The sequence below is a fragment of the Sulfurimonas paralvinellae genome, from assembly GCF_014905135.1.
GTDB classification, from domain to species: Bacteria; Campylobacterota; Campylobacteria; order Campylobacterales; family Sulfurimonadaceae; genus Sulfurimonas; species Sulfurimonas paralvinellae.
Map to the genome: position 1 here is coordinate 1,139,503 of NZ_CP041406.1, position 11,816 is coordinate 1,151,318.

At 32.6% G+C, this 11,816-nt stretch carries 15 protein-coding genes and 2 tRNA genes; 5 read left to right on the forward strand and 12 right to left on the reverse strand.

Annotated features, from left to right (window positions below; all coding sequences use genetic code 11):
• The 9 genes from FM071_RS05930 to FM071_RS05970 are packed head-to-tail and all read right to left on the reverse strand — an operon-like array spanning position 1 to position 8,512.
• Positions 1-984 carry an NAD-dependent epimerase/dehydratase family protein gene (locus FM071_RS05930; protein ID WP_193109797.1) on the reverse strand — a complete coding sequence of 328 codons (984 nt, stop codon included), beginning with the start codon at positions 982-984 and terminating at the stop codon, positions 1-3.
• On the reverse strand, positions 974-2,152 hold the full coding sequence (gene lhgO, locus FM071_RS05935; protein ID WP_193109799.1) for an L-2-hydroxyglutarate oxidase: 1,179 nt from the start codon (positions 2,150-2,152) through the stop codon (positions 974-976). The genes FM071_RS05930 and lhgO overlap by 11 nt, the downstream gene beginning before the upstream one ends.
• Entirely contained in the window at positions 2,152-3,237 is a 1,086-nt protein-coding gene (locus tag FM071_RS05940) for a DegT/DnrJ/EryC1/StrS family aminotransferase (RefSeq protein ID WP_193109801.1), read from the reverse strand. The genes lhgO and FM071_RS05940 overlap by 1 nt, the downstream gene beginning before the upstream one ends.
• The gene (locus FM071_RS05945; RefSeq protein WP_193109803.1) at positions 3,238-3,813 is read right to left on the reverse strand and encodes an acyltransferase; all 576 of its coding nucleotides are present in this window, start codon (positions 3,811-3,813) and stop codon (positions 3,238-3,240) included.
• Positions 3,813-4,778 (reverse strand): Gfo/Idh/MocA family protein, encoded by a 966-nt coding sequence (locus FM071_RS05950; protein ID WP_193109805.1) that lies wholly within the window; start codon positions 4,776-4,778, stop codon positions 3,813-3,815. Before FM071_RS05950 ends, FM071_RS05945 begins: the two co-directional genes overlap by 1 nt.
• A gap of 37 nt (positions 4,779-4,815) precedes the next feature.
• The gene (locus FM071_RS05955) at positions 4,816-6,066 is read right to left on the reverse strand and encodes a nucleotide sugar dehydrogenase (protein WP_193109806.1); all 1,251 of its coding nucleotides are present in this window, start codon (positions 6,064-6,066) and stop codon (positions 4,816-4,818) included.
• On the reverse strand, positions 6,066-7,100 hold the full coding sequence (locus FM071_RS05960; RefSeq protein ID WP_193109808.1) for an SDR family oxidoreductase: 1,035 nt from the start codon (positions 7,098-7,100) through the stop codon (positions 6,066-6,068). The genes FM071_RS05955 and FM071_RS05960 overlap by 1 nt, the downstream gene beginning before the upstream one ends.
• Positions 7,101-7,138: 38 nt before the next feature.
• On the reverse strand, positions 7,139-8,173 hold the full coding sequence (gene galE, locus FM071_RS05965; protein WP_193109810.1) for a UDP-glucose 4-epimerase GalE: 1,035 nt from the start codon (positions 8,171-8,173) through the stop codon (positions 7,139-7,141).
• A gap of 3 nt (positions 8,174-8,176) precedes the next feature.
• The gene (locus FM071_RS05970) at positions 8,177-8,512 is read right to left on the reverse strand and encodes a MarR family EPS-associated transcriptional regulator (protein ID WP_193109812.1); all 336 of its coding nucleotides are present in this window, start codon (positions 8,510-8,512) and stop codon (positions 8,177-8,179) included.
• A gap of 178 nt (positions 8,513-8,690) precedes the next feature.
• Here FM071_RS05970 and FM071_RS05975 point away from each other — a divergent pair.
• The 3 genes from FM071_RS05975 to FM071_RS05985 all read left to right on the forward strand — a co-directional run bounded on the left by FM071_RS05975 (position 8,691) and on the right by FM071_RS05985 (position 10,257).
• A tRNA-Met gene (locus FM071_RS05975) sits at positions 8,691-8,767 on the forward strand.
• Positions 8,768-8,787: 20 nt separating this feature from the next.
• Positions 8,788-8,862, forward strand: a tRNA-Gln gene (locus tag FM071_RS05980).
• 180 nt (positions 8,863-9,042) lie between these two features.
• Complete coding sequence (locus FM071_RS05985) at positions 9,043-10,257, forward strand: tyrosine-type recombinase/integrase (RefSeq protein WP_193109814.1); 1,215 nt, start codon at positions 9,043-9,045, stop codon at positions 10,255-10,257.
• A gap of 46 nt (positions 10,258-10,303) precedes the next feature.
• On the opposite strand, the gene FM071_RS05990 is transcribed toward FM071_RS05985, so the two are convergent.
• Positions 10,304-10,624 (reverse strand): hypothetical protein, encoded by a 321-nt coding sequence (locus FM071_RS05990; RefSeq protein ID WP_193109816.1) that lies wholly within the window; start codon positions 10,622-10,624, stop codon positions 10,304-10,306.
• A 91-nt stretch (positions 10,625-10,715) separates the two neighbouring features.
• Here FM071_RS05990 and FM071_RS05995 point away from each other — a divergent pair, with 91 nt between their 5' ends.
• Together FM071_RS05995 and FM071_RS06000 are read left to right on the forward strand one after the other, a co-directional pair.
• Positions 10,716-10,862 (forward strand): hypothetical protein, encoded by a 147-nt coding sequence (locus FM071_RS05995; protein ID WP_193109818.1) that lies wholly within the window; start codon positions 10,716-10,718, stop codon positions 10,860-10,862.
• Between the two features lie 2 nt (positions 10,863-10,864).
• A complete protein-coding gene (locus FM071_RS06000) occupies positions 10,865-11,005 on the forward strand; it encodes a hypothetical protein (RefSeq protein WP_193109820.1) in 141 nt (46 codons plus the stop codon).
• A 13-nt stretch (positions 11,006-11,018) separates the two neighbouring features.
• Here FM071_RS06000 and FM071_RS06005 read toward each other — a convergent pair whose 3' ends face one another.
• Together FM071_RS06005 and FM071_RS06010 are read right to left on the reverse strand one after the other, a co-directional pair.
• Positions 11,019-11,351, reverse strand: coding sequence for a hypothetical protein (locus FM071_RS06005; RefSeq protein WP_193109822.1), 333 nt, complete (start codon positions 11,349-11,351; stop codon positions 11,019-11,021).
• Complete coding sequence (locus FM071_RS06010) at positions 11,341-11,751, reverse strand: hypothetical protein (protein ID WP_193109824.1); 411 nt, start codon at positions 11,749-11,751, stop codon at positions 11,341-11,343. The genes FM071_RS06005 and FM071_RS06010 overlap by 11 nt, the downstream gene beginning before the upstream one ends.
• Between the last annotated feature and the right edge of the window lie 65 nt (positions 11,752-11,816).

Genomic DNA, 11,816 nt, shown 5'->3' on the forward strand with positions numbered 1-11,816 from the left:
TTAACCTTTTATCCCTTTCTCTTCTCTCCAGTCAATTAACTTTTGAAGACCTTCTTCTAAAGAATATTTATATTTAAATCCTAACTCTTTTTCTGCTTTTTCTCTTGATCCAATTCTATTTTGGACTAACTGTCTTGCATCATCTTCACTATATGGAACATAGTTAATTTCAAGATCAGAATTTTTTAGTTTAAGCATAGTATTACATAGTTCTCGAATAGTTGTCTGCACTTCTGTTCCAACATTGTAATAACCCAACTTTACATCTGATTTTGCAGCTGCTATATTACATCTTGCTACATCTTCTACATAAACAAAGTCATATGCTTGAGAACCATCACCATTCACACTAGGTGCTTCACCTCTATCAATTTTGTTTAAAACGATTGGCACAACTCCACTGTAAACAGCATGTTGATCTTGACCTGGACCATAAACATTCATATATCTAAGTCCTACAATTTCTAAACCATATCTATCATTATATGCAGTACACATTGCTTCACCTGCTATTTTCGTGGCACCGTAAAAGTTTCTGTTATTAAAAGGATGATCTTCTGTCATAGGCACTTTCACTGCATCACCATAAACAGAAGCAGATGAACTATAAATAAGTTTTTTTACTTTGTGTTTTACACAAGCTTCAAGCACATTAAAAGTACCAGCTATATTTACATCAAATGCAGTTCTGGGAAAATCTTTACAATGAAGTAGCCACATAGCTGCAAGATGAAATACGTAATCAACACCTTCCATAGCTTTATCTAAAATATCAATTTCCCTTACATCTCCACCATAAGGAAAAATAGAACATCTTGGATCTTTTAAACTTTCTTCAATATTTTCCATTTTACCTCTAGTAAAGTTATCATAAATAATAACCTCTTTTACAGGCTCTTTAAGTAATTCACTGATTACAAATCCACCGATAAATCCAGCAGCACCTACTACTAAAACTTTTGCATTTTTTAAATTATTTGACATTTTTATTTTCCTTTTTATTTTGATTTATTTCATTAACTACATATTTTGCAAATGCAAAACTACATGTAAATGCAGGGCTAACTGCATTTAACACGTGTGTAGAGTTTTTTCCATGTTCAAGTATAAAATCTTGTACCAATTCATTGGTTTTTGTATTTAAAAGTTGCGCTCTTATTCCTGCTGGAATAGGCTTAAAATCACTTCCAATATATCTTACCATATTTTTTGCTTTTTGGATAAATACTTTTGAATTGTAATTTTTCATCTCTTCAATAGCTAAATTTCTAAAATTAAAATTATTTAATACAAACAATTTTGATTCATAGTATAGTATTTCTAACATTTCTTTTAAGTTGAAATTATTAAATCCATCATAGTTTTCTCTCCAAAAAGCAGGAATAGCAGTCGGCCCTATTTTTATACTTCCATCACTTGTAATAGTATAATGCACACCTAAGAATGGATTAGCTAAGTTTGGTACAGGATAGATATTTGTTTTAATATCAGTTTTGTTGGTTATATATTTTAGATAAATACCTTTAAAAGGAAGCATTGTATAATTCTTTGCGAGTCCAAACTGCTGTGCAATTTTATCTGCATAAGTTCCTGCACTGTTTATTAAGTATTTATAATCAAACTTAACCTCTTCAAATGAAGTATTAAAGTAGAACTTTATACCATGTTCTATCAGAACATCTTTTAGTTTATTACATACTTCTTTTGGATCTACACTTGCTGTATTTGGTGAGAGCAGAGCTTTTTGATATGTTTTTATATTTGGATCCACTTTTTCTGCTTCTTTTTCAGTAATGATTCTCGTCTCTACTCCATTCACTTCAGCTCTTTTTTGTAGTTCATAAAGTCCTTTGAGTTCATATTTATTTTTTACAACAACTATTTTTTGAGTAGGTTTTACTACTATGTTATGCTGACTACAAAATTCTTTCATAAGATTATTGCCATCAACAGTAAATTTTGCTTTTAAACTGTTTGCACTATAGTAAAATCCGGCATGAAGAACTCCACTATTTCTACCACTTGCATGTTGAGCCACATTATCTTCTTTTTCACAAATAGCAATTTTTAGATTTTGATTTTGTTGTTTTAATTCATAGGCAATTGTCATGCCTATAATTCCAGAACCAACAATTAAATAATCATATTGCATTAAAATTGCTCACTCATATAGCTTATTTCTTCATCAGTTACATAAGGGTTCATTGGCAAACTCATAATCTCATCAGAGATAAGTTCAGAAATAGGAAAATCACCTTTAATATATCCTAAATATTGAAAACACTCTTGTAAATGCAGTGGCATAGGATAATGCACCGCCGCTGGTATCCCTTTTTCTTTGAAGTTAGCCTGCACTGTATCTCTGTTTTTCACACGAACTGAGTATTGTGCCCATGCTGATGTTCTATTCTTTTCTACTTCAGGCAAGATCATATCTTTACCTTGTAATGCTTTTGTATATTTCGCTGCCACTTCTTGACGAAGAGCCAAATCTTTTTTATAATGTCTAAGTTTTACATTGACTACCGCACACTGCAGTGTATCCATTCTTCCACCCATACCAATGTACTTATGATGATAACGTTTATTCTGTCCATGTGTTCTTAACATTTTTATCTTTGCTGCAAGTTCATCACTATTAGTAAATACAGCACCCCCATCACCAAAGCATCCAAGCGGTTTGGCAGGAAAAAAACTTGTACAGCTGATATCACCAAGATTACTGTCTGTTTTATCTTTGTAAGTACTTCCAAAGCTCTGAGCACCATCAACTATGACTTTTAGATTATGTTTATTTGCTATAGATTGAATAGTATCCATATCTGCAGGTTGACCATAAAGACTTACAGGGATGATGGCTTTTGTTTTTGGTGTGATTTTTTCTTCTATTTTACTTGCATCGATGTTATAAGTTTTTTCATCTATATCTACAAATACAGGCTTTGCTTTTAAAAAGGCTATTGTCTCCGCTGTTGCGATAAAAGTAAAAGAAGTCGTGATTATCTCATCACCCGGCTCTATATCCAAAGCCATCATAGCAAGTAGTAGTGCATCTGTTCCACTACTGCAGGTTATAGCATGTTTAGCACCGGTGAAGTTTTGAAGATTATCTTCGAGTTCTCTTACTTCATCACCCATGATGTAGTTTGCTTTATCTAAGACTGCTTGCATAGCAGTATCTATTTCATCTTTATAAAGTTCATATTGGTACTGTAAATTTGCGAAATCTATTTGCATCTATTCTATTACCTCTAAATTATCATCAATAAGCTTATATCTTGAATTATCATATGCATCTGTTGCAATACCTTCTTCATTAAATTCTAAAGTATTACCGGCTTTGCTTACCCAGCCTATTTGTTTAGCAGGAACACCAACCATAAGTGCATAATCTTTTACATCTTTATTTACGACTGCACCACTACCTATAAGGGCATATTCACCTATAGTCACTCCACAAACTACTGTTACATTTGCACCTATGGAACAGCCCTTTTTGAGTAGTGTCTTTTTAAATTCTTCTTTACGGACTATGAATGCTCTTGGATTGATAACATTTGTAAAGACCATAGAAGGTCCTAGAAAGACATCATCTTCTACTTCAACACCTTCATAAACAGAGATATTGTTTTGTACTTTTACACCCTTGCCTATTTTCACATTTGGCCCTACGACACAGTTCTGCCCAAAAGAGCAGTTTGAGCCTACCCTTGTACCTGAGAGTATATGTGAGAAGTGCCATATTTTTGTATTTTCACCTATAATAACATTCTCGTCCACATAAGCAGACTCATGTGCAAAAAAAGAGCTCATTAGAGAACTACTTTCTCACAAAATGGATGATATTCACCCTGTAATCCTACTGCAGGAAGATTTCTAATGGTTGACACAGTTCTTATAGAACCATAAGCCTCGTCAAGTCCAAAGCCATTACCTTTAAGTATCTCTTCATAACTTCTCGTATGCAAATCTGTAAAACCACCGCTGAACTCTATCTCATCCCCATCCACTGTAATAGAGCGATATGTTCTGATACCTTGGGCTTTTACTTCCTCTGGTATATAGTCATAGTTTACTGATAAAAACCATCTTACGGTTGCATTTTTAAGTTTGAAATACCCTGCATTTGTATCTGCTGTTTTTATATGAACTATGTTTTCTTCCACATCGCCAAATATCCAGCAAAGCATATCGTAAAAGTGTACCCCGATATTAGAAGCTATTCCACCACTTTTAGCTTCATTTCCTTTCCATGAAACAAAATACCACTTTCCACGGCTGGTAAGGTATGTCAAATCTATGTCATACATCTTATTTGGATTTTTAGCCAATTCTTTGTTCACTTTTTCTTTCAAAGCTATGATTGATGGATGTAAACGAAGCTGTAAAATATTATATACTTTCTTACCCGTTTCTTCTTCTATTACTTTAAGTTGGTCTATATTGTGTGAATTAAGTACTAATGGTTTTTCACAGATTGCATGAGCACCACTTTTTAAAGCAAATCTTATGTGAGAATCATGCAAATAATTGGGAGAAGTTATTCCAATATATTCTATTTTTTTATTACCATCCCTATGCCATTTATCTACAAACCTATCAAATCGTTCAAATTCTGTAAAGAATGATGCCTTTGGAAAATAACTATCCATAACTCCTATGCCATCATATGGATCTAAAGCTGCCACCAGCTCATTTCCTGTTTCTTTAATAGCTTTCATATGCCTTGGAGCAATATATCCTGCTGCTCCTATCAATGCAAAATTTTTTTTATTCATTTAGTACTTCCTCTCTATATTTTAAATTTTAAATCACTTACAATCTTCCATCAGAATTCTCTAAAAGAGATTTAATGTCAAAAACTACATTTTTATCAGTTTTAAGGTTTAACTCTTTATACTCATCATGTGCAACAGCCAAAACAATTGCCTCATAATCATTATAATTTATATCATTTTTCAATGCTATATTATACTCATATTTCACTTCATCTTGCTCTGCCCAATAGTCACTGACATGCACATTACATCCAAACTCTTGTAATTCTCGTATAACATCTATAACTCGAGAGTTTCTAATATCTGGACAGTTTTCTTTGAAAGTTATTCCAAGTACTAAAACTTTACTTCCTTCTATTTTATGACCTTTTTTTATCATCAATTTTATCACTTGATTTGCTACATAGATTCCCATATTATCATTGAGTCTTCGTCCAGCTAATATAATCTCTGGATTGTATCCAACTTCTTGAGCTTTATGTGTAAGATAGTATGGATCCACACCTATGCAATGACCTCCAACAAGGCCAGGCTTAAATGGTAAAAAGTTCCATTTCGTTCCAGCTGCTTCAAGTACTGCATTAGTGTCTATTCCCAGTCTGTTAAAAATCATTGAGAGTTCATTAACAAATGCTATGTTTATATCTCTTTGTGAGTTTTCTATAACCTTTGCTGCTTCTGCTACTTTAATGGTAGGTGCCAAATGGGTTCCAGCAGTAATTATGCTTGCATAGAGTTCATCTACTTTCGTTCCTATTTTAGGTGTACTCCCCGATGTGACTTTTAATATCTTGGTTACAGTATGTTCTTTATCACCTGGATTGATTCGCTCAGGGCTGTAACCACAAAAAAAGTCTTCATTAAACTTTAAATTTGAAAATTTTTCAAGTACTGGAACACATTCTTCTTCTGTTGCGCCTGGGTAAACTGTAGATTCATAAATAACTATATCATCTTTTTGAAGAACTTTTCCTATAGACTCGCTCGCTTTTATAAGAGGAGTAAGATCTGGTTTTTTATGCTTGTCTATTGGAGTAGGAACAGTTACTATGTAGATATTACATTCAGCTATATCTTCAAGTACATTTGTAAACTCCATCTTATTGGCTATAGCTTCGTTAACTTGTTTTTCAGAAAGCTCAAGAGTTCTATCATATCCGCTTCTTAATTCATCAATACGCCATTGTGCTATATCAAAGCCCACAACTTTATACTTAAAGCTAAAAGCATGTGCAAGTGGTAAACCCACATAACCTAGTCCAATGACAGCAATCTTTATATTTTCCATTATTTATTTCCTCTTAAATCATTTATGTACCACTCTATTGATTCGACTAATCCATCTGCGAGAGTATGTGTTGGCTTGTATCCTATAAGATTTTTCGCTTTTTCTATATTTGCATTTGAGTGTCTGATATCACCTGCCCTAAAATCTTTGTAAATTGGTTTAGGAATATGTAAGTTTTCTATATTTGATTCCAAACCACTTTTTAAAGCTATAAAAAGATTGTTAAGTGTTTCTCTACCGCCTGCTGCAGTATTGTAAGCTTGACCAAAAGCATCTTGATTTGTCGTCATAGCAGATAATATATTCATTTGCACAACATTATCTATATATGTAAAATCCCTACTTGTCTCACCATCACCATTTATATATACATCTTCATTGTATAACATTTGAGATATCCATTTTGGCATAACAGCAGCATAAGCACCATTAGGGTCTTGCCTCTTGCCAAAAACATTAAAATAACGAAGCCCTATCGTTTGCATATCATAACATTTATGAAATACATTTGCATAAAGTTCATTTGTAGCTTTTGTAACAGCATAAGGTGAAAGTACATTTCCAGTTTTTTCTTCAACTTTTGGAAGCTCCTCTGAGTCACCATATACCGAAGAAGAAGATGCATATACAAATCTTTTCACACCATTATCTTTTGCAGCTGTTAGTATATTTAAGAAGCCTGTTATATTGGCATTATTCGTTGCTATAGGGTTATCTATAGAACGAGGAACAGAACCAAGTGCTGCTTGATGAAGCACTACATCTATATCTTTAGTAACAGAATGACAAATAGTAAAATCAGTCATATCACCTTCTACAAAAGTAAAATTTTCCCACTGTTCTTTAGAAACTGCTTTTTTAACTTGTTCTAAGTTATATCTATGACCAGTTGCAAAATTATCTAGACCTATGATTTTTTGATTGAGTATCAATAACTCTTCAAGTAAATTTGAGCCTATAAAACCTGCTACACCTGTTATCAGCCAAGTTTTTTGATTATTTAAAAGTTCTTGTTTTACTTCATTATATTTCATTTGCGACCTTTTATTTCGTTATAGCATTTCACTTTTTCTTAGCCATTGCTATATCCACCTAGGTTATTACTTTGCCATCTCCAACTATCTTTACACATTTGCTCTAGTGTTCGTTTAGCTTCCCAACCTAGCATTTCTTTCGCATAAGATGAATCTGCATAACATTTTGCTATATCTCCAGCTCTTCTGTCAACTAACTTGTATGGCACTTTTTTACCACTTATTCGTTCATATGCTTTTACAACATCCAGTACAGAGTAACCTTTACCGGTTCCAAGATTGACTATAAGTGGTTCTATCTCTTCATGAGTATTCAGGTACTCTATGGCTTTGACATGTCCAAAAGCAAGATCCATTACATGAATATAGTCTCTCACACCAGTGCCATCATGTGTATCATAATCACTGCCAAATACATTGAGATATTCTCTTTTTCCAACTGCAACTTGGGAGATAAACGGCATAAGGTTGTTTGGTATTCCATTTGGATCTTCTCCAATAGTTCCACTATCATGAGCACCTACAGGATTAAAGTATCTTAAAATCGCTATTTTAAAAGAGTTATCACTTATATATAAGTCTTCAAGTATTCGCTCGATCATATATTTACTAGTACCATATGGATTGGTAGTGCCACCTGTCGGACTTGATTCGGTAAGTGGTTTGTAATTTTTAGCATCCACTTCCGAATAAACTGTAGCAGATGAGCTAAACACGATCTTTTTACAGTCAAACTCCTGCATCACTTCTAAAAGTCTCAAAGTTCCAACTACATTATTATCATAGTATTCAAGTGGTTTTTTTACCGACTCGCCAACTGCTTTGAGTCCTGCAAAGTGAATAACTGAGTCAATTTTATATTTGCTAAAAATTTCTTTAAGTTTAGCCTTGTCTCTTATATCACCTTTTACAAAAGTTATATCTTTTCCAATAATTTTAGAGACTCTTTTAAGAGACTCTTGCGATGAGTTTGATAAATTATCATAGACTATAAAACTGTAGTTTGCCTTCGCCAATTCTACTAAGGTATGACTTCCTATGTACCCTGCTCCACCGGTGACAAGTATATTCATAACCTATATACTTCCTTTGGCTTTTGCATACTCACCATTCGCTTTATGCATTTGTAAATCAGCTTGAAGCATGTCATACTCTTTTTTCTTTTGTTCGATGAACTTTTCAGTTAAATTTATTTTCTCTTTTATACCTTTTTCTGTAAGAAGATATTTGTACTGTTTTTTGTTTTGGTTATTGGCAAAATTTTCAGCTTTTACCAATCCCTTTGCTATAAGGGCTTTGAGTACAAAATTAACTTTTCCCACACTAAACCCAATCTCTTGCGCAATAGTTTGCTGTGTTGTAATTTTGTCAATACTCCTCAGCACTAAAAGATCAACTTCACTATATTCCAAAAAGAGCCTTTTCCATAATAAATATCATGACATAAATATTAACAAATTCAGACTTTGAATTTACTGAACACTAAGCAAATTATAATATTTTTTGTAGGGTATTCACTTTTAAGCTTGTCTTTAATTTCAAATGCTATAATTTCGCCATCAATAAGCAAAACAACTTATTGTTTCATATCGCGGAATAGAGCAGTTCGGTAGCTCGTCGGGCTCATAACCCGAAGGTCATAGGTTCAAATCCTATTTCCGCAACCAATTATTAACTATAAACATCTTGGGGTATCGCCAAGCGGTAAGGCCTCGGTTTTTGGTACCGATATTCGGGGGTTCGAATCCCTCTACCCCATCCACCCTTTAATCTGAAAAAGTCTTAAAACTCCCCAAACAACGAACTTTAAATAATTTATTAGTCTAACTTAATCTAGCTTATGCTATAGTAATCCCATCTTTTTAGGGGTATTTAAAGGGGTACATTAGATAAGTACCCTTATAACAGTTAAAATATACCCCTATATACTCAAGGGTTACCGATGGCACGAACTGTTACACCTCTTACCGATACAAAAATAAAAACTGCAAAAGCCAAAGAAAAAGATTACAAGCTCTTTGATGGCGGTGGCTTATTTCTATTAGTTACAAAGCGAAACACAAAGCTATGGAGACTAAAGTATAAGTTTGACGGAAAAGAAAAACTTCTAGCTTTAGGTGCATACCCTGAAATAAGTTTATCAAAAGCAAGAGAGCTTAGAGAAGTAAATAAAAAACTCTTAGCAGATGGCATTAATCCAAATACAGCAAAGCAAGAAGTAAAAGAGCAACATCATAAAGAAGATACAAAACATCTACACACATTTAAAGCTATTGCACTTCAACGACTAGAAAAAATCAAAGAAGATATTAGTGAACCACACTACAAAGGCACACTTAGAGGCTTTGTCAATGATACATTCCCTTATATTGGTAATAAACATATCGATACTATAACTGCTCAAGATATCATCACCCTACTCCGTAAAATGATGGAAAGAGATGTTAGAAACTCTACTGAAAAGGTTTATCAACAAATTGGAAAAACTTTCAAGTGGGCAATCGCAAATGGTCTTGCTCAACGAAATCCTGCAAGTGATATAGAAATCAGTGAAATAATTGGCAAATCTAAAGAAAAGCACTACCCTACAATTACAGATGATACGGGCATAAGAAATCTTCTCACAAGTATTCATGAATATGGCGGTGAGTTGTCGACTAAATATGCTCTTTTAATGTTAGCATACACTTTTGTAAGACCATCTAATATCAGATTAGCCTTATGGAGTGAAATAGATTTTAAAGCCAAACAATGGGTCATACCTGCAAAAAAAATGAAGACAGATGATGAGTTTATTATACCTCTTTCTGATACTATTATAGAACTACTAAAAGATATACGAATATATTCAGGCAATAGCCTATATCTTTTCCCAAGTACAAAAAGTAAAACAACTCCTCTTAGCGATGGAGCGCTCTTAGGTGCAGTAAGAAGAATGGGCTATTCTACATATGAGTTCACTCCGCATGGCTTTAGAGCTATGTTTTCAACAATTGCACATGAAAAAAGCCCCTTTAAATATGATGTAATCGAGACTCAATTAGCACACAAAATAGGCAATTCAGTCTCTCAGGCATATAACCGTGCTAAATATCTTAAAGAACGAGTACAGCTTATGACATGGTGGACTAATTATCTCGATAATATTCAAAAATAAATATAGTATAGGTATAACTAGGTTAATCGAAGTCCAAATATTTCACTTAATTATCTTGTGTTATATCACTCATTTTTTGGATAAAACTCTTGCTAAGTTTATTGTTAAAATAAAATTTAGGTTTTACATAACCAGCATCTTTAAACTCATCAAGAGTAAATAAAAAATTCAAATACCTTTCTATTACTGCTATTTTTGTAGTATTTCGCTTCATATGTCCTTTAAACTTCTCATAAAAAATTCGGATATCATCCTCAGAAGGGTCATGATATAAATCCATAGCATACAACTCAGCAAAATGTTTTTGCTTTAAACCTATTTTATCAATCCAAATTCTGAGTTCATTCTGTTTGTCATTAATTTTCATTTCTAGTATGTCCCCTAAAGTCCCTTACGATTATTTTATAATTTTACCATCTTAAACAAAAGTTTAGGAAAAATATTTTAAGGAGCCAACTATGGCAAAGAAAACACCAATGACCAAGGCTGATGCAGCTAGGATTCAATCAGGAGCTGCAAAAAATGATACTAATACATCTAAAAAAAGCTTTCCTGCTAGAGCACAAAGTGCTGCTGACAAAAATTTAAATAAAGGAAAAAAGTAATTATGGATACTTCAGATATGAACCAAGAAGAGTTAGATTTATACTCTGACATTAACAATCCAAATAATGATTCAGATATGGATGACTGGGCTGATTCACATAATCCAAACAATGATGATTATATTGATAATGAAGATGATTAAGGACTGTTGAGGATTATCTCCTCACAGTTCTGCACTCTTTAAAACTTTTTTTAAATATCTTTAAAAACTCATTTTCATCTAATTTATAATTTGTATAGTCATATTGAAATTCACTTTCTTCCAAGGCACATGTACAATCTTCTAATTTTCGTTCATACTGAATATAAGGGATAGGTTTTTCATTTACCGATAGACAACTATCAGTAATTAAGTATTCAATTTGTATTGGATAACGACCTACTTCTAAATTGTACTTTTCAATTATATCATCTAGATGATGACCACCAACTGCACCAATCGTTAAAGTAGAAAGTACAGAAAGTATTTTTTGAGTCTTAGTCATCATTATTTTTCCATAAATCATTCATTTTATATACATACTGATATAAAGCATATAATATTGGTAATGTTACTGCAGAATCTATTATGTACTCTAATTTATCATAATCGTTGAAAGAATAAATTATATTCCCAAAATACTCAACTAGCATCATAAAAAATATAAATTTCCATAACTCTTTTATAAAGTAGCTTTTACTATATATAAAACCTCTTAAGCCCAAAACAGATATGAAAAATAGTAATATAAAGAAGATATCATATAAATTTGTAAATGCTCTTTTACCCTCAAAAATACTATTAAATTCATTTATATCCGTAGCCAATATAAATACAAATACCCCTAATACAAATATACTAACAAATAAAATTAGCCAATAATATATTTTCCAAACTATTTTAGTCAATTTTCTTGCCCTTTTATTTAAATGATACTAATTTTACTAGATTATTGTATTTTCAATATTAAAAG